We start from the raw sequence: 18,974 nt of genomic DNA on the forward strand, positions 1-18,974 counted from the left end.
AGCTGTGGGAACGGTCTCTTTTTGCGTTAGCGGTTATCTGAATTCGTATAAATTAGCTTCTGCTTCTATACGGTAAAGAGATTGGTTTTGTACCATATATATTGGTTTTGCTCGCTATTTGGGGAATCCTGTCGTTGCTATAATTTGAGTATGGTTACAGAAGAACTTGACACGATATGGGGGACCAAGGATGAGAACACTTAAAAAAACATGGCCATTTCACTTAATGTTGCTGCCGGCGATGATCTTCCTGATCATCTTCAGCTTTATACCGATGGGCGGAATTGTGATGGCGTTTCAGGATTATAAGCCATGGCTAAAAATTTCGGGATCAGCGTGGGTTGGATTAGATAATTTCCGCTATCTATTTGAACGTAATGACAGCATGCAGGTCATTTGGAACACTTTGATTATTGCCGTTCTGAAGATGATCTTCAATTTGGCTGTGCCGTTTGTGTTCGCCATTCTATTGAATGAGATTCGCAAGGTTTATATACAGCGTACAATTCAGACATTGGTTTATTTACCTCACTTCTTGTCTTGGGTCATCCTTGGCGGGATCTTGCTAGATTTGCTTGCTACAGATGGCTTCGTCAATCAGATCCTCGGCAGTATGGGGATTAAACCGATCTTTTTCTTAGGAGATAATAACTGGTTCAGGTTCACGGTCATTCTCACGGATGTATGGAAGGAATTTGGTTATAACACGATCGTCTTCCTGGCTGCTCTAGCAGGAATTAACCCTTCATTATATGAAGCTGCTGAAATAGATGGTGCAACCCGCTGGAAACAGACACGTTTTATCACAATGCCTTCTCTACTGCCAATGGTTGTTGTGGTAGGTACTCTGGCTCTCGGAAATGTATTGAATGCAGGGTTTGACCAGATCTTTAACCTCTACAATCCGCTGGTCTATCAGAAAGGCGATATTATCGACACCTTCGTATACCGGACAGCTATTCTGAATGGTGAGATGGGCTTTGGTACAGCAATTGGACTGTTCAAGTCAGCCATTAGTATGGTCCTAATCCTTGTATCGTACAGTCTGGCTAAAAAATGGGCAGGATATCGCATTTTCTAAACTACCAAAGGAAGAGGGAGACCTATGTATTACAAAACTAGAGGTTATCGTATTTTCAACATATTCAATACTTGTTTTCTGATCATACTCGCACTCATGTGTATTGTTCCTCTGATTCACGTATTAGCTGTATCTTTCAGTGCCAAGTCTGCGGCTGACGCCAATCTGGTGGGCTTGTGGCCAAAGCAGTTCTCTCTGGAAGCTTATAAAAAGACAATGAATAATCCGATATTCCTACACTCTATATGGGTATCCGTACAAAGAACTATACTCGGAACCGGACTTACGCTTCTGATTACTTTTCTGGCAGCTTATCCGCTATCTAAGGAAAACTCAGCCTTCAAAGGCCGGAATGTTTATTCCTGGTTGTTCGTGTTTAGCATGGTGTTTAATGGTGGTCTGATTCCATTCTATATTGTTATTCAAAAGATTGGCTTAATGGATTCCTTCTGGGTACTCGTTCTGCCAGGTGCGGTGAATACATTCTTGGTAATTCTAATGCTGAACTTCTTCCGCGGTATTCCTAAAGATTTGGAGGAAGCTTCGCTAATTGACGGCGCAGGACATTTCCGTACCTTGTTCAGCATTTACTTACCGATTTCATTACCATCGATTGCGACAATTGCACTGTTTAGTATGGTGTTCCACTGGAACTCCTGGTTCGATGGACTATTGTATTTGAACAATTCTAAGCAGTTTCCGCTGGCGACCTTTCTGCAGACCGTTATCATTCAACGGGATATGAGCTCCATGAGCATTAATCCGAAGGAGATGGAATTAATCTCGCAGACAACGGTTAGAGCCGCGCAAATCTTTATCGGGGCTGCTCCTATTCTAATCGTATATCCATTCTTGCAGAAGTATTTTGTTAAAGGAATGACACTTGGTTCTGTAAAGGAGTAGGGATGATGATAACGACATTTATCAATGGAATGGACATCTCATTTTTGGATGAAATAGAGCAGGGCGGAGGCAAATTCCATAGTCGCTCTGTTCGGACTGCTGAGGAAGGTGAGGATTTACTCCACATCCTTAAGGACAATGGAGTAAATGCCATACGGCTGCGGATTTGGAATGACCCTCCAGGCGTCTTTTGCAATTTGGAACGGACACTGGTTATGGCAAAGCGGATCAAAGAAGCAGGGCTGGATTTTCTACTAGATTTTCATTATTCAGATAAATGGGCGGATCCAGCTAACCAATGGAAGCCAAAAGCTTGGGAGGCACTTGACTTCAGTGGTTTGACATCCGCCGTGTATGATTATACACGCGAGACACTTGAAGCTTTACAGTCCCAAGGCACACTGCCCGATATGGTGCAGATCGGTAATGAAATTACGCCAGGCATGTTATGGGGAGAAGGCAAGGTTGATGGAGATTGTGATACTCCGGAGCAGTGGGAGCAGTTCACTACGCTAGTTAAAGCAGGTATAGCGGGCGCGAAATCCGTCGATTCTGACTTGTCTATCATGATCCATATTGACCGGGGTGCTGATCATCCGGCGAGCCGTAACTTTTTTGATCGTTTCTTAGAACATGGTGTAAATTATGATGTTATCGGATTATCATTCTACTCTTGGTGGCATGGTACTTTGGACGACTTGCAGCTTAACCTGAACGAATTAGCGCTTCGTTATAACAAGGATATCATTGTGGTGGAAACAGCCTATCCATGGACACTGAATGCACCTGAAGGATTTCCAGTAATTGTGAATGAGGAAGCCCAGCTCCATGATGGTTATCCAGCCACAGAAGAGGGTCAAGCTAAGTATATGAAGGATTTCATAAACGTAATTGAGAATACACCTAACGGAAAAGGAATCGGTTTTTATTACTGGGAGCCTGCTTGGATTCCTTCGCAAAAGGAATGGTCTGTTGGGCATGAGAATGGGTGGTCCAATTTAGCTCTGTTTGATTTTGAAGGTAAGAAACTGGATTCGCTCCATTTCTAAAGATTATTAGGATAGAAAAGAAGACAGCCAATGGTTAAGCACCGTGGCTGTCTTCTTTTTTAATTCAAAAAGGCATCTAAAGCCACCGTAGGCTTACCAGAAGAATCAAAGGCACCTTTTGTGTAAGCGTACCATGTACCATAACTCTCCGGCTCCCAATAGAACACGCCAAGCCCTTTACCGCCACTTACCGATTTTGTTTTGCTAATGATGTCGGTAAGAAAAGCTTTCGCCGTTGTTGGAGCACTAACGTCCATGCCGACCTCTGAAATGATCACCTCTTTACCATACCGGGCAACCATATCATTCATATTCGTTAATGTCTGAGCATTCAGTGTAGACCAGTTGCTTGTAGTGGGATAGAGTGACATGCCGATCACATCATAGTTGGCACCGTTAGACTTCAGACCATCAAACATCCAGCGGAATAAGGAATTGTCGTAGCCGTTAGAGAGGTGGACGATGACTTTTGAACTACTACTGACCGCTTTTACTGCACTATATCCTGAATTGATCAACGCGGCAAAATTACTCATACTTACAGAAGCCTTTCCATCCTCCCAAAGCATTCCATTATTCGTCTCGTTCCCTACCTGTACCTATTCTGGCGTAACACCGCTAGCTTTGAGTGTATTCATAACATCATACGTGTGGTCATATACCGCTGTCTTTAGAGCTGTAAAGTTCTTGCTGGTCCAGGCAGTAGGTTTCTTCTGATTGCCAGGATCTGCCCATGTATCACTGTAATGAAAGTCAATCATGATTCGGAACCCCATTTTCTTGGCCCGAACGGCCTGTTTCACAACATCGGCTTTGTTAGAGAAATTAATGGAAGGGTTAACCCAGACCCGTAGTCTAATGGAGTTCATTCCGTGATCTTTGAGAATTTGCAGTAGGTCTTGTTTCACACCGTTATCATTGTAAAAAGACCAATTATAGTACTCCATCTCCGATAGCCAGCCTACATCAGCCCCTTTTGCAAAAGTCGTAGCAGCTTCCGCTGGTTTGTTATTCCCAAAGTTGAAACACATACTAAACACGAGAGACAGGCAAACGAACAATTTGAACGTAGTTTTTGAGTTCTGTTTGTTCAACAGGCGCCCTTAGCATAGCGATGTTTGTATCCGTTTACCTTAAACTCCTCCCTTTCTCTTTTATAACAAGATTGTAAGGTGGGGTAAGCATTCCCGATACCAATAAAAATTCAACATTTCAGCATCTTTCGAAATTGATTCAGGGCTACAAGAGTAAAAATAAGGCTTTACTCCCATACTACCGTTATCTTGCACCGGAGCTACTTGACCACAACCTTTAGGAGGAATGCGGATGAAACAACATTCTGCTCCCGCCATCTATATACAGCTTAAGAACCGGGTGACGGTGCCCAAAGGTAAAGGTGTCACATTGGGTGATATTGCATTTTTGATCGCGGAGCCAGAGCTGAAAGAGTCGTTGGAATCGATTCTGCTAATGAAGCCAGAGCAAAGTGACGGTAATCTAATTTTGATTGACCTTCTGATGGTTATTCCCCGCATTTATGAGCTGGTGCCCGAAGCGGACATTGAGCCGATTGGTGAAGGCAGAACGATTGTGCAGATTGAAAGTTCGGTGGAGAGGCGGAGGCCTTCAGTAGCGATGTTTGTCTTAGTGTGGCTGCTGCTGTTCTTCGGATCTGCGCTGACAATCATGAATTTTCATGCTGATGTAAACATGCAGGAGGTTCAAATCCGAATTGTGGAGATGATAACCGGTCATCGGGATGAACATCCGGTTGTATTTCAGATTGCGTATTCTGTAGGAATCGGCTTTGGGATGGTCATTTTTTTCAACCATTTATTTAAGAAAAAGTGGAATGAAGAGCCTACACCGCTAGAAGTGGAAATGTACCTGTATCAGAAAAATATCGACCAATACGTCATCAATGAGGAGTATAGCAAAATGAGGCGCCGTGGAGAAAATCAACCAGAGAACGTGGAGGACGGAAGATGACGGCACCTATAACACTAGGGTTGAATTTGCTGCTGGGTATTGCAGGGGGGATCGCTGTAGGTGGCGGTGTGATCGCTTTATTTGTGGTTCTCGACATGGTGCCCCGTCTGGCTCAATTAACTTCTTCTTACGATAAAGTACATTGGTACGAGGGTGCGATGGTAGTTGGATCATTGCTAGGAACCGTAAGTGATTTTTGGAATTGGAAAATATCCTCAGGTCCTTTAGTTGAACTTGGTATAGGACTTTTTGACGGGATTTTTGTCGGGATGCTCGCTGCAGCATTGACCGAGGTATTAAATGTGCTGCCGATACTCGCTAAACGCTTGAACATGACACATTATCTTTTCGGGCTGTTAATGGCGATGGTAAGCGGGAAGGTCGCGGGTTCTTTGTTCGACTGGTTTGTATACCGACAGTAAACGGGGGTTATGGAATGAGCAAATTTATTCACAGCGGTGATTCTGTGCCAGAAGAGGATCATCAGGAAGAAAACGCTGCGGCTGCAGCAGCAATGAAGAATACCGCAGAGGATCTAGTTGATGACCATACCGAGGTTAACGGAGCTTCTATGACCAGTGATGACGCAGATCCGGCGGAAAATACTACAGCAGCTGATCCGAGTCAAGAACAGCAGGATGCAGAAGCATCTGCGGAGCTAGGGGCAGAAGAGCAGAGCACCGAAGCGTCAGCACAACCGGATTCCGGGCAACAGGATGCAGAAGCGTCTGCAGAGCTAGGGGCAGAAGAGCAGAGTACCGAAGCGTCAGCACAGCCCGATTCCGGGCAACAGGATACAGAAGCATCTGCGGAGCTAGGGTCAGAAGAGCAAAGCGCTGAAGCATCAGCTCAGCCGGATTCCGGGCAACAGGATGCAGAGGCGTCGGCAGAGCTAGGGTCAGAAGAGCAAAGCCCTGAAGCTGCACAGCCGGATTCCGGGCAGCAGGATGCAGAGGCGTCAGATGAGCTCGGGAATCAGGAACAGAATGAGCCTAGTAAAGGATTTTTTGCCAGGTTATTCGGCTTAGATTCAGACTCGGAATCCGAAGATGAGGCGCAAGATCAGAATACCCAACAAGCAGGCGGATCAGAGTCCGCAACAGAGTCAGGGGAAGAATCTCAAGCCAAAGTGACGCCAAAGTCCAAACTATCTAAGAAGCAAGCGCAACAAGAGTCACAAGACAGCAATAAAAAGGGAAGCAGCAAGCTACAGAAGAAACGAGATCGCGAGCACTCCAACTCATTAAAAGAATCCGTCATTTACTGGCAAGGTAATGATGAAATCCCAATGTCCTTGCAAGATACGAAACAAACACTTACTGAGGTAATGGGACTGGGCACAAGCTTTGATGTAACGTTCAGACAGATGTCCTTTGGCGGACATAAGACAGCTCTACTCTGTTTAAGTGGTTTTACCAACACAGATGTGACCGATGATATTCTAAAACGTCTGACCTATCTCACCTCTGAGAATCTGTCTACGGGTGTGCTGTCTAGCTTTATGAATGAATATGTCCCTCACATCCAGGTGGAAGAGGGGAATTCTTTAAGCGAAAGTATTGAGAAGGTACTTGAAGGTTTGAGCGTGCTATTCGTCGAAGGTGAGAACAAAGTTATCATCATGGATACTCGTTCTTACCCTAGTCGCAGTCCAGCCGAGCCTTCGATTGATCGGGTGGTGCGCGGTGCGCGCGACGGTTTTACAGAGACTTTACTGAGCAATATCTCGCTTGTCAGAAGACGGGTTCGAGATCCAGGGCTGAAATATGAGCTATTTCGGGTTGGACGACGGACACAAACAGATGTATGCGTGGCTTACATTGATGATATCGTTGATAAAACACAGGTTATGTCTGTTATCGACAAAATCAAAAGCATTGATATTGATGGTATTCCTCTGGCAGATAAACAATTAGAGGAGGCGATTATCGGCGGTGGATGGAATCCATATCCTATGGTGCGTTATTCTGAACGCCCCGACGTCGTAGCTTCCAATTTATTGGAGGGACGGGTAATACTGTTTGTAGATACCTCACCAATTGTTATTGTTCTTCCGACTACTTTTTTTGATCTTTGTCAGCATGCAGAGGAGAATCGTCAGACTCCTTTTATGGGAACGTACTTGCGGTGGGTCCGTTTCATCGGTATATTTGCGTCCATGTTCCTGCTGCCGCTATGGATGTTGCTTGTCATTCATCCTGAACTAAAGCCGGCTATGCTGGATTTCATTGGACCTCAAAAGACCGCCAGAATTCCAATACTCGCCCAGTTTCTAATTGTGGAGCTTGGGGTTGATTTACTGCGGATGGCTGCAGTACACACACCAACGCCTTTAGGTTCGGCGATGGGTCTGATTGCAGCTATATTGATTGGCGATATAGCGGTTCAGAGTGGTTTGTTTGTAAACGAGGTAGTTCTGTATATGGCTGTAGCCTCCATTGGTATGTTTGCAACCCCGAGTTATGAGCTGGGTCTTGCGAATCGAATCGTCAGGCTTGCGTTGCTAGTTGCCGTAGCGGCATTCCAGGTGCCAGGATTTATGATTGGCACGACGCTACTGACTATTTTCCTAACTACCCATCGCTCCTATAACTCGTCTTATATGTGGCCGTTTATACCTTTTAATGCAAAGGCAATGAGTGAAATTCTAGTGCGTAAGCCAGTCTTAAGCTCGAAGACAAGGCCGTCTTTCAACAAAACTAGAGACAATACAAGGGTGCCGCCTACTCAAAAGAATGATTAACAATCGTAGGAAAATACAAAACTACTGCAAATTAGTCCATTCAATGGAGTTCCCACTGTCTGTTATACTGAATACACTAAAGACAGGGTGGAACCTTGATATTCCACAGAAATTGGAGGACTAAAGAATGTTTCTACACGGTACTAGCCGAATTAACGATGCTGGGCATTTGGAGATCGGCGGATGTGATGTAACTGAATTGAAGGCGGAATATGGAACCCCGCTATATATATTGGACGAGCAATTGGTGAGACAACGTTGCCGGGAATATATGGATGCTTTTAAATCCTCTGGACTGGGGTTCCAAGTAGCTTATGCAAGTAAGGCGTTCTCAGTAATGGCTATGGTTCGTTTGGCTGATGAAGAAGGCTTATCGCTTGATGTTGTATCTGATGGCGAACTTTATACTGCTTTGCAAGCTGGCTTTCCTACAGAACGCATTCATTTTCATGGCAACAATAAGACTTCTGAAGAGATCGAAATGGCGATTGATGCCGGGATCGGCTGTTTTGTAGTCGATAATCTGGTAGAGCTTAATCTTTTGCAGTCGATTGCATCACGTAAAGAAGTTAAGGTTAACATCTTGTTACGTGTGACACCAGGTGTCGAAGCTCATACGCATGAGTATATAACAACAGGCCAGACCGATTCCAAATTTGGATTTGATATCGGTAATGGATCGGCTTATGAAGCAGTTAAAGCGGCAGTCAGCAAAAAGAATTTAGTGCTGCTTGGCGTACATTCCCATATTGGTTCTCAAATTTTTGAAACGGATGGATTCCAGCTTGCTGTTGAACGTGTAGCGAGTTTTGCTCGTAGTGTTAAAGAAGGTTTGGAAGTGGACTTCCGTGTAGTAAACCTAGGTGGAGGTTTCGGTATTCGTTATGTTGAGGGGGATACCCCATTACATGTTTCTGAATATGTAACTGCAATTACGGATGCCGTGAAGACTCATTTTGCTGGAATCTATAATGCTTTGCCTGAAATTTGGGTGGAGCCGGGCCGTAGTATTGTTGGAGATGCAGGTACTACACTTTATACAGTAGGTACGAACAAGGATATCCCAGGCGTGCGTAAGTACGTTGCCGTTGACGGTGGGATGACTGATAATCCACGTCCTGCATTGTACCAATCTAAATATGAGGCATTACTTGCTAATCGTGCGAATGAAGAGGCTACAGAAACTGTTTCCATCGCTGGAAAATGCTGCGAGAGCGGAGATATGCTGATCTGGGATGTAGAGCTGCCTGAGGCTGAAAGCGGCGATCTGTTGGCTGTAGCCTGCACAGGCGCTTACAATTACTCCATGGCGAGCAACTACAACCGGCTTCGTCGTCCGGCTTTAGTGTTCGTTCAGAACGGACACAGCGATCTTGTAGTGCGCCGCGAAAGCTATAATGATCTTATTGCCAACGATATTGTTCCTGAGCGTATCGCTAAACAAGCTGCTGTTGCTAAGTAACAGCCGTTAATGTTAGGTAGGGAAAACTGGTAAGGCATAAAGAGCAAGCAGGAATTACTCCTGCTTGCTTTGCTTTGTGCGTAGTTTCATAGTAATATAATTGAGGTATTCTAAATTTGTTAATTTTGAAAGGGGTCATTTACATATGGCAAAGCAAGCGAAAATTACTCTTGAAAATGGCGGCGTAGTGCTGATTGACTTGTTCGATCAAGATGCACCAAACACTGTAGCTAACTTTGAAAAGCTAGCAAAAGATGGTTTCTACAATGGATTGACATTCCACCGTGTTATCCCTGGTTTTGTAGCTCAAGGCGGATGTCCTAACGGAACTGGATCTGGTGGTCCAGGATACACAATCAACTGCGAAATCAACCCAAACAAACACGAGCGCGGAACACTTGCTATGGCACATGCGGGTAAGAACACAGGCGGAAGCCAGTTCTACATCTGCTATGCACCGCAACCACACTTGGATGGAGTTCACACTGTATTCGGTAAAGTAGTTGAAGGTATGGATCTTGTTGATACTTTCAAAGGACGCGACAAAATGACTTCGGTAGAAATCATCGAAGCTTAAGAATTCTTAATTTAAAAAGGCTAGTCTCCGGATTATCGGAGGCTGGCCTTTTCTTATTTAATAAGGAATCCGGCTTGTTCGTTTACGTCTCGATTTACGCTGCTCTGGCATCCAGAAGAATACCAAATACATGAGCAGAAACACAATGAAGGCAAATAACTCTTCAACAAGCAGGTAATAAGGATAAGGCCCGAAATAATCCAATACAGAATAAGTGCTGGGCTTATGAGATAGGAACATGTAGTTAGATCCTAGGATGTAATTGGCGATCCACACACAAGCGGCCACAATGTTTAGTCCAAGCATGGTGAACAGGAGAGAATTCCAAGTGGGCTTATAGCCCTCAATCCAGGTCATATAAAGAGAAGCGAGAACAATACCACCATGTGCTATAAAGAACAGTAGAAATCGGAAATGAGGGAATGGATAGACCAGATTCGGTGTGAGTAAAGCAATGAATGCTCCACCAATCCCAGCAAAATACAGAAAGGAATATAGTGCTCGGCTGCGAGTGATCAGCATGATAACGGATAGTAGTAAAGTAATTCCGCATAGTTCGAGCGGGAGTGAGCTGCTGGATTGCCATACGCCTTGAGAGAGGTACCATATTTGAAGTCCTGTTTCTGAGAACAAAAGAATAATAATCAGCAGCAAGCGCACACTTTGCCGAAGTCTCACATCAGTCCGAATCTCGAATCTTAAACTGTAAAACAGTATACAGACCAATGTAATGATAGACAGAGCAATCCAATGTGAAGGGGAGAACATAATGAAATCCTCCGTACGCTGTAGATCAAAATAAGATGAAAGATGCATGAACCAACCTCCTTCGTACCTAAAAAGCATTTCAAAAAACAACTTTGTAAATTTTTGATATTTTCTGTTTCGTAACATCCATAAAATGGTTATATATGTATGCGTTCTGTCAGCTAACCCACAAAAGGATGGCTTTTCATTATTTTAACATAAGATGGGGCAATGGGCGCGGAATTACATAAGAAGCATTCGAGCATGAGGAATGGCAGAGATTACGCTTCAAGAGGAGATACAAACACAGAAAAATCAAATTGGAGAAGGAATTGGAGGCTTTAGGATAATGTTAAAGAAAAGAATAAGTGTGATGATCGTTATTCTGATGCTTGTAGCGCAATATGCCTATGGCATCGGGTTCACTCCACAAGTACAAGCAGCGGCAATCGATCAAGAGCGGAATATCATCACCAGTGTCTCAATGGCTGTATATGGTGAAGACGGGCAGACGGTTACGGATAGCGTCTATGAGCAAGAAGCTAATGTAACATTAGATTATACGTGGTCTCTTCCTAAAGCTCATCCGTACAAGCAAGGTGACACCTTTACCTTTCAGCTTCCAGAGCAGTTTCAGCTTTTTAATGATATTAGCGGCTTGTTGGTCTCGGAGGATGGAGATGTAGGAACTTTTACAGTTGAGCAGTTATCACACCAAGTAACAATGACCTTTAACGACTACATAGAAACGCATGATGATGTGCAAGGAACGCTTCGGATCAATACTAAGTTTGATAAACAAACAATCTCAGGAAGTACTGTTCAGCAGATTTTATTTCCGGTGAGCGGTGGTGTTCAGACGGTTACTGTGAATTTTAGACCGAATGTAGGATCGACCATTGAGAAGAGGGGGATTCCTCAGGGTTATAATGCAGACCATATTCTATGGTCTGTTGACGTAAATAAATCATTAAAAACTGTTGGAAATGCAGTCGTAACGGACGCTATACCAACAGGGTTGTCACTTAGCACTCCGGTTACTGTGAGTGTGTATCAACTGAGTATCCAGTTGGACGGTTCGGTAACACAAGGTGCACTACTCGATACCAGTAAATATTCTACAGAGTTCACTGGAGGATCGTTAAATGTTCGTTTCACTGATCCTGCGATTTCGAGTGCTTACCGTATTGAATACTCCACAGCTATTACTGATGAGGATCGGCTAAGCTTCACGAATACAGCGACTTTTACAGGAGATGGGCAAGTTCCTGCAAGTTCTTCTGCTACTGTTCAAGTAGAACGAGGAGGAAGTTTGAACAAATACTCTAGCGGATATGACTGGAGCAATCAAATCATTTCCTGGGCAATCGAATATAACTATAATAAAAAAACAATTCCGCAAGGAAATGCTGTACTAAAGGATTTGTTTAATGATTCTCAAGCGTTAGTAGCCAATTCTATAAAGGTATACACGGTGCAACTGGATTCAGCGGGTACAGCAACGTTGAGTAATCTTTTGACCAAGGATATTGATTACACTGTAGTTGCAGCTTCAGACGTGAATAAGTCAGGGTTCACCTTGCAATTTAAACATGATGTAACATCTCCTTATCGAATCGAATATAAGACCAAAGCTATAAAGCGTGTGTTTGAAGATACCATAATCACTAATACAGTTACGGACAGTACCTATACTGGAGAAGCTACACGCTTAATACGGTCAGCCATTTTGTATAAGAACTTATCAGGCGTAGATTATCAGAATAAAACGGTTGGATGGAAAGTCACATTAAACAGTGATAACTATCCAATGGGTCAGGTTGAAGTTACGGAGTCATTCCCGTTTGGCGGTCTGAAGTTTATTCCGGAATCACTCGTAATTAGAAATTCTAATGGGAATGTATTGAATCCTTCCAAATATAGTTTGGTTTACAATGCTCCTGTTCAGGCTAATAAAGGATTCAAGGTTGTCTTTAATTCGCAGATTACTGGTCTTTATACGATTAGCTATACAACGGAATTTAATAAGGATTGGATTTGGTCTAATACTGAAAATTTCAATAACAAGGTTAGGATGGACTGGTTAGACACGTCCGAAATTCCTCGCACAACAGAAGCAGAAGGGCTATTTATTCCAAGAACTGAAGCGAAAAGCAATGGTTTGAAGTTTGGTTCTTATAATGCTTCAACTAAAGAATTAGCTTGGACATTAGGGGTCAATTATAATAGCAAAACGGTTGCAGAGCCAGAAGTCGTGGATATTTTGAAATCGGGTCAAACCCTGGTTCCTGGATCGCTGAAAGTATACACCATGAATGTTGCTAAGAATGGAGACCCAACGAAAGGTGTCGAGGTAAACAGTAGCAAATACACTTACAGTGTTAATGGTAATAATGAGCTGAAGCTCTCTTTTACAGATGCTATTCAATCCGCTTATTATATAGAATTTCATACAAGTCTTGAAGGCAAAGTGATTGGCACTTCTATTGATAATAAAGCCAGTCTCTATGATGGGGCAAAAAAGGTATCCAAGGATTTGAACGCTACCGTAAAGATTCCTTATGGAGACGAATATCTCTTGAAAAATGGTGTTCAGAATGGCGAAAAAATCGATTGGAGCATTCAAATTAATCGTAGTCAGTCTACTGTGAAGAATGCGTTAATCAACGATACTCCTAGCGCTAATCAGATTCTGCTGCAGGATTCATTCCACCTGTATCCTACAATCGTAGCTGAAAACGGGGATGTAACAAAAAGCGGACCTGAATTGATTCAGGGTATCGATTACAGCTTAGAAATAAAAACGGATGTAGACGGCAAGCAGTCGTTTGATTTAAGCTTCGCCAAGGAGATTAGTAAACCTTATATTCTCGACTATCAATCCCTGATTATGGCGAATACAGGAGACAAAGTTATTAATACTGTTCGTTTCAGTGGATTTAATGTTATCGAAATAAGCAAAGATTCTTCTAAAGAAATTATCGTCGGTGTGTCGAGTGGATCAGGATCAGGCAGCGGGGTTAGAGGTTCCTTGATGATCAAGAAGCTGGATGCAGAGGACAACTTGAAGACGCTGGCAAATGCAACTTTTGCACTCTATCGCCTTAACGGCTCAGACCGGGTATTTATTAATAGCTTAACCACAGATTCCGCTGGTACAGCAACATTCAATAAATTATGGTTGGGTAACTACGTATTGATTGAGACGACAGCTCCTAGTGGCTATGTACTTGATCCTAAAGAGCATCCAGTGTCCATTCATTCTTCATCAACGAATCAACTCGTAATTACGAATCAAAAAGCAGTGGAGCCTACACCTACTGCAACGCCAGAACCAACTATAGTCCCAACCGCAACACCATCAGCTTCATCGGAACCGACGGCTACTCCGTCAACAGAGCCGACATCAGGACCTGCGTCTACACCAACCTCAGGAACCCCAGGAGGTCCATTGATACCTACACCTACGAGTTCGCTGGTGCCAGGAGTAATCATCAATGATCCGGCAGTACCTGCTGGCCCTGGGAATACGAGCGATCTGGAATCCGCGACATCAGAAGAAGTAGGAACTCCTGATTTAGTTATTACAGATGAAAATGTTCCTTTGGGTGAAGTCGACATTGTTGATGAGGAAGTTCCGAAAGGTACAGTCAACAACAGCACTTCAAGTGCCCCTCAGCTTCCAAAGACGGGAGAAAGTAGCCCTGCGCCGCTCTACATGACAGGTATTGGATTAATAGCCATAGGATATATTCTAAACCGTGTGTTTAGACGTGGAGGAAACTTAAAGTAAGTGAATAAGTATGATTTGAAATTGAACTGAAAGAAGCACCCGGCGTGATTATAGTCGGGTGCTTTTGTTTATGTTCAGAACCTATTCACTTGCAGGGAAGGAAGTCTCAAATTCGGTTTGTTTACGTGAGCTTTTGGCTGAAATCGTTCCACCGTGGAGCTCTGTGATGCTCTTGGCAATCGCGAGTCCTAAGCCGCTTCCGCCAGTCTCTCTGGAAAGTGACTTATCTACACGATAAAATCGCTTGAATAAGTGGGGGAGATCCGTGGCAGGGATCGGGTTACCGTAATTCGTGCATGTAGCAATCACTCTGCCGTCTTTTCTATAAACGGAAATATCTAGAATCTTACCTTCTTTACCGTATCTAACCGCATTGGTAAATAGATTCTCATATAATCGTACTAACTCGTCCGCATCACCATGGATAATCAAAGGGCTCATATCCGTATGAATACGGCAGGTCATATCCGCTTGCTCCAATACGGGAGCGAATTCCTCGACAAGCTTTTCGAGCAGCTTGCCGAGATCTACAGGCTCCATATTAAGGGGAAGCCCGTTGCTGCTAACACGTGTATAATCAAATAAATCGTCGATTAGCTTTTTAAGAGTCAGGGATTTCTCATAGGCGATATTCACATAATAACGCAGCTCAACCTCGTTCTTATAACGATCCTTCTCTACATATTCCAGGAATCCCAGTACAGAAGTTAGAGGGGTTCGAAGATCATGGGATACACCAGTGATTAGGTCGTTTTTGGCTTTTGCTGCTGCTCGTTCTTCATCTATAGCGGATTTTAGCTTGCCCGCCATGAGGTTCATATTTTCCGCGAGTTTACCGAGTTCATCCGTTCCTGTTACTGGTATCTTGAAAGATAAATTGCCGTCAGCAATCGCTTGAACCCCGCTTGAAATGTTATGAAGATGGCTTGTTGTATTTCTGGATAGCTTCAGGATGAAAAAAATAAATAAAGGAACCCCAATAAGAATCACTATAGGAGTAGAACCAATGTTATTGGTCACCCAGCGGATGAGTTTAACGCCCCAGAAGGAATGAGAAGGATTGAGCCATAGCAAAAGGGATGTCCCATAATAGCAAACCAATAAAATTGCTGCTGTAAGAGCTAGACTTGTTAGGCTAAAGCCAACTATTTTCCAAGATAAGGCATCGAATCTTTTAAAGTTCATCTAGAACAACCTCCTTTTTCCAGTTTGTAGCCAACGCCCCATACGGTCTTTAAATACTGTGGTTTTCTCGGATTAGCTTTAATTTTTTCTCTGATTTTTCGAATGTGTACGATGAGTGTATTACTGAGTCCAGTGATTTTATCTAGTTCCTGACCCTTGGCAGATCGGGAATTTTTGTGTTTCTCGAATTTTTATACAGGCCTCTATACCGTCCGTACTACAAGAAGTATACAATATTCTCGATTGAAATCCTTATTTGAAAGCCGGCGAGGATCGATGGGAAACAGTTTGTTTAGCTCTTTGAAAAACTTAAAGCTATCATAAAGCCGTCCACATACCAAAGATGAGACAGGCGAATCTCCCAATGGCGGCATGTAAAAGTAAAAAGTAAACTTAATAGTTTCTTAACAAGCCTTAAGATTTGGGAAGCGGCTATGCTATAATAATTTCAAATTCAATAGGTTGGAGGAGAATTGGAAGATGTGGAAAGAGTTTAAAGCTTTTGCCCTGAAAGGAAATGTACTAGATTTAGCCATTGCTGTAGTTATCGGAGCAGCTTTTGGTAAGATTGTGACTTCATTAGTATCTGACATCATTATGCCAATTGTTGGCTTGATAACAGGTGGTATAGATCTGAAGGATCGGGCTCTAAGTGTTATGGTTATGCATAATGAACTGCTTATCCCTTATGGGCAATTTTTGCAGGCGGTAGTTGATTTCTTTATTATTTCCTTCTCAATCTTTATGGTTATTAAACTGGCTAATAAATTCCAGCGCAAAGAAGCCGTTAAAGTTGAAGTGGTGGAGACGCCAGCACCCGCAGAAGATATCGTGTTGCTAACGGAAATTCGTGATTTGTTGAAACAACAAGAACGCGGATTGTAAAAAGAAAAAGCGCCTGGAGATACAGTCCAGACGCTTTTTCTTTTTTTTTATGTAAATGTATGGAATGGGTTTTAACTGTACATTTGCAGACTATATATAACCATGTCATTTCTTCTAGTAATCACCATACCTCTCAGAATTAAGTTACAAATTTTAAGTAAATATATAAAACGCACTTGCATTTCGAAGGTGTAAGTGATAATTTTGTTAGTAAGGAAAACTTGAACCTCAATTAAATAAAGGATCAATCCTTCAGGGCAGGGTGCAATTCCCTACCGGCGGTGATGTTGTTGTAGAGTGCTTATTTATTAAGTTTATCTACCACACTTAGTCCGCTACCCGGCTCGCGTTGTTGACGCGAACGGTGGACCCGGTGAAATTCCGGGACCGACAGTATAGTCTGGATGGAAGAAGGAGAGGTTAACCGCTTGTCTGTAATAGACAGGTGGACTGCAGTGTTTTCATTTATTATGTGCGATATTTCACAATTGCCGTCGATTGACGGTTATTTACGCACACTTTTATTTGGACTGCCGATAAACTCTCGCATAACCCATCTTTACTCCTCCTGGAGAATGAGATGGGTTTTTCTGTTTTTACGCATCAGATAGACAGTAAGTGGATAGGAGGAACGAGATGGATAATATGAATGACGAGTTTTATATGTCGTTAGCGCTGGATATGGCAGAACGGGCCCAAGGACAGACAGGAATTAATCCTGTTGTTGGCTGTGTTGTTGTAAAGAATGGAGCGATGATTGGACTTGGGACTCATTTGCAGCGCGGAACAGGTCATGCTGAGGTTCATGCCTTGAATATGGCGGCTGGCCAAGCACAGGGCAGCACTGCCTACGTAACACTGGAACCATGCAGTCACTATGGCAAGACTCCGCCCTGCAGCCAAAGGCTGATCGACGAGGGAGTAGCCAGAGTGGTAGTCGCTTGTGAAGATCCTAACCCTCAGGTTGCGGGTCGCGGCGTTCAAATGCTGCGTGAGCATGGCATTGAAGTAGAAGTAGGGTTGCTGCGTGAACGTGCGCTGCGGTTGAATGAGCGTTTTATCAAGTATATTTTGACAAAACAGCCTTTTGTTACGCTCAAGAGTGCCAGCACGCTGGATGGTAACCTAGCTACCAAATCTGGTGACAGTAAATGGATTTCAAATGGTGTAGCGCGGGAGATCGTACATACGCTGCGGCATCGGCATCAGGGAATAATGGTCGGTGTGAACACAGTGATTGCAGATAATCCTTCACTAACTACAAGAACGGAAGTGCCGGGTATTCATCCGATACGGATTGTGATTGATTCTGGACTACGTATTCCTTTGGATTCAGCAGTTGTAAGTGACGGTCTAGCGCCTACTATCATCGTGACAACTGAAGCCGCAGATGATGAAAAGAAAGCAGCACTTCTTCAAGCAGGTGTGCAAATCATTGTTAGCGGAGCAGGACCACGGGTGGATTTGAAGGCTGCTATGGTAACACTCGGTGAAATGGAAATCGGATCAATTTTACTTGAAGGCGGAGGCACGCTAAATGGTGCGATGCTGGAGAGTGGGCTAGTTGACCGAGTGATTCTCTTTTTCGCTCCAAAGATTGTTGGCGGTGGTGCTGAAGCGAAAGGGACGTTCGTATTTCCTGGTATAGAGCTAATGAAGGATGCGATTTCTCTGGAGGGATTGGAAGTAAAAGTGCTCGGAGATAATGTATGTATCAGCGGTACTCCGGTACGCTAAAGTGAATGGTTACAAAACTTAATCGTGTGCTTCCGGAGCAGTTTTGTTCGGAGAGATAGCGGAGAAGTGTTACTCACATAAAACTCCTAGGAGGGAAAGCATGTTCACTGGATTAGTCGAAGAAGTTGGCACTCTGAGAAGTGTCTCCACCGGTGGAGAAATGATGGTGCTGAACATTGCCGCTTCCGTCATCATGGATGATTTGAAGATTGGTGATAGCGTATCGGTTAATGGCGTCTGTCTTACAGCGACAACTTTAGGCGAGAACTATTTTACAGTGGATGTCATGCCTCAGACCTATCGAAACAGTAATCTGAAGGAGCTACGTCCTGGCAGTCGGATGAATCTGGAGCGAGCAATGGCAGCCGGTGGTCGATTTGGAGGTCATATTGTTCAGGGACATGTAGATGGCACTGCTGTCATCAAAAGCGTAAAACGTGATCAAAATGCAGTAGTCTATGAGATTGCGCCGGATCGTAAATCGCTGTTTAAATATATCATCCCTAAAGGGTCGATCACGATTGATGGCATTAGCTTAACAGTAGTAAAAACGACGGCTTCATCGCTTACTGTATCCATTATTCCGCATACGTTAGGGGAAACTGTGCTAACTTATAAGCGGGCAGGAGATAGTGTGAATATTGAGTGTGATGTCCTGGGCAAATATGTAGATCATCTTCTTCATTATGGCTCAGCTGCACAGGATGAAGAAAGTGATAGCAGTTCCGGGATTAGCCGCGATTTCTTGGCGGCAAACGGATTTGTTTAAATAATGAGTAAGCTTACGAAGAAGGGAATAATCCTTCGTAAAGCTATTAGGAGG

Annotated in this window: 14 protein-coding genes, 2 pseudogenes and 1 riboswitch; of the genes and pseudogenes, 12 read left to right on the plus strand and 4 right to left on the minus strand. The window is 43.5% G+C overall.

The window, feature by feature from the left end; all coding sequences use genetic code 11:
* The first annotated feature begins 190 nt into the window (after positions 1-190).
* The 3 genes from MKY52_RS18180 to MKY52_RS18190 are packed head-to-tail and all read left to right on the plus strand — an operon-like array spanning position 191 to position 3,033.
* Positions 191-1,081, plus strand: a complete 891-nt coding sequence (locus tag MKY52_RS18180) for an ABC transporter permease (protein ID WP_042129685.1) — start codon at positions 191-193, stop codon at positions 1,079-1,081.
* A 24-nt stretch (positions 1,082-1,105) separates the two neighbouring features.
* Positions 1,106-1,984: a carbohydrate ABC transporter permease gene (locus MKY52_RS18185; RefSeq protein ID WP_341052677.1), complete on the plus strand. Its 879-nt coding sequence runs from the start codon at positions 1,106-1,108 to the stop codon at positions 1,982-1,984.
* Positions 1,985-1,986: 2 nt separating this feature from the next.
* On the plus strand, positions 1,987-3,033 hold the full coding sequence (locus MKY52_RS18190; RefSeq protein ID WP_341052678.1) for a glycoside hydrolase family 53 protein: 1,047 nt from the start codon (positions 1,987-1,989) through the stop codon (positions 3,031-3,033).
* Between the two features lie 59 nt (positions 3,034-3,092).
* Here the strand turns inward: MKY52_RS18190 and MKY52_RS18195 are convergent.
* Positions 3,093-4,064 (minus strand): annotated as a pseudogene (locus tag MKY52_RS18195) (glycoside hydrolase family 53 protein).
* 295 nt (positions 4,065-4,359) lie between these two features.
* On the opposite strand from MKY52_RS18195, the gene MKY52_RS18200 reads away from it, so the two are divergent.
* From MKY52_RS18200 to MKY52_RS18220, 5 genes are all read left to right on the plus strand, one after another.
* Positions 4,360-5,022, plus strand: coding sequence for a stage V sporulation protein AA (locus MKY52_RS18200; RefSeq protein WP_341052680.1), 663 nt, complete (start codon positions 4,360-4,362; stop codon positions 5,020-5,022).
* Entirely contained in the window at positions 5,019-5,444 is a 426-nt protein-coding gene (locus MKY52_RS18205; RefSeq protein ID WP_076284537.1) for a stage V sporulation protein AB, read from the plus strand. Before MKY52_RS18200 ends, MKY52_RS18205 begins: the two co-directional genes overlap by 4 nt.
* Positions 5,445-6,151: 707 nt before the next feature.
* On the plus strand, positions 6,152-7,765 hold the full coding sequence (locus MKY52_RS18210) for a spore germination protein (protein ID WP_076284655.1): 1,614 nt from the start codon (positions 6,152-6,154) through the stop codon (positions 7,763-7,765).
* Positions 7,766-7,892: 127 nt separating this feature from the next.
* Positions 7,893-9,227: a diaminopimelate decarboxylase gene (gene lysA, locus MKY52_RS18215; protein ID WP_341052682.1), complete on the plus strand. Its 1,335-nt coding sequence runs from the start codon at positions 7,893-7,895 to the stop codon at positions 9,225-9,227.
* Between the two features lie 145 nt (positions 9,228-9,372).
* Positions 9,373-9,804 (plus strand): peptidylprolyl isomerase, encoded by a 432-nt coding sequence (locus MKY52_RS18220; RefSeq protein ID WP_042190291.1) that lies wholly within the window; start codon positions 9,373-9,375, stop codon positions 9,802-9,804.
* Positions 9,805-9,861: 57 nt separating this feature from the next.
* Here MKY52_RS18220 and MKY52_RS18225 read toward each other — a convergent pair whose 3' ends face one another.
* On the minus strand, positions 9,862-10,620 hold the full coding sequence (locus MKY52_RS18225) for a YwaF family protein (protein ID WP_341052684.1): 759 nt from the start codon (positions 10,618-10,620) through the stop codon (positions 9,862-9,864).
* A 280-nt stretch (positions 10,621-10,900) separates the two neighbouring features.
* Here MKY52_RS18225 and MKY52_RS18230 point away from each other — a divergent pair, with 280 nt between their 5' ends.
* The gene (locus MKY52_RS18230) at positions 10,901-14,344 is read left to right on the plus strand and encodes a collagen binding domain-containing protein (protein ID WP_341052686.1); all 3,444 of its coding nucleotides are present in this window, start codon (positions 10,901-10,903) and stop codon (positions 14,342-14,344) included.
* Between the two features lie 81 nt (positions 14,345-14,425).
* Here the strand turns inward: MKY52_RS18230 and MKY52_RS18235 are convergent, their stop codons facing one another.
* Both MKY52_RS18235 and MKY52_RS18240 read right to left on the minus strand, forming a co-directional pair.
* On the minus strand, positions 14,426-15,529 hold the full coding sequence (locus MKY52_RS18235) for a sensor histidine kinase (protein WP_341052688.1): 1,104 nt from the start codon (positions 15,527-15,529) through the stop codon (positions 14,426-14,428).
* Positions 15,526-15,693: pseudogene (locus MKY52_RS18240) on the minus strand (winged helix-turn-helix domain-containing protein); the annotation flags it as partial. The pseudogene MKY52_RS18240 and the gene MKY52_RS18235, both read right to left, overlap by 4 nt.
* 316 nt (positions 15,694-16,009) lie before the next feature.
* Here MKY52_RS18240 and mscL point away from each other — a divergent pair.
* The 3 genes from mscL to ribE all read left to right on the plus strand — a co-directional run bounded on the left by mscL (position 16,010) and on the right by ribE (position 18,920).
* On the plus strand, positions 16,010-16,414 hold the full coding sequence (gene mscL, locus MKY52_RS18245; RefSeq protein WP_076299560.1) for a large-conductance mechanosensitive channel protein MscL: 405 nt from the start codon (positions 16,010-16,012) through the stop codon (positions 16,412-16,414).
* Positions 16,415-16,658: 244 nt separating this feature from the next.
* A riboswitch (FMN riboswitch) is annotated at positions 16,659-16,834 on the plus strand.
* 216 nt (positions 16,835-17,050) lie between these two features.
* Complete coding sequence (ribD, locus tag MKY52_RS18250) at positions 17,051-18,151, plus strand: bifunctional diaminohydroxyphosphoribosylaminopyrimidine deaminase/5-amino-6-(5-phosphoribosylamino)uracil reductase RibD (protein ID WP_341052690.1); 1,101 nt, start codon at positions 17,051-17,053, stop codon at positions 18,149-18,151.
* A 100-nt stretch (positions 18,152-18,251) separates the two neighbouring features.
* The gene (gene ribE / locus MKY52_RS18255; RefSeq protein WP_149646793.1) at positions 18,252-18,920 is read left to right on the plus strand and encodes a riboflavin synthase; all 669 of its coding nucleotides are present in this window, start codon (positions 18,252-18,254) and stop codon (positions 18,918-18,920) included.
* The last annotated feature ends 54 nt before the right edge of the window (positions 18,921-18,974 follow it).

It is taken from the genome of Paenibacillus sp. FSL P4-0184, assembly GCF_038004625.1.
In the GTDB taxonomy this organism is placed as follows: domain Bacteria; phylum Bacillota; class Bacilli; order Paenibacillales; family Paenibacillaceae; genus Paenibacillus_AQ.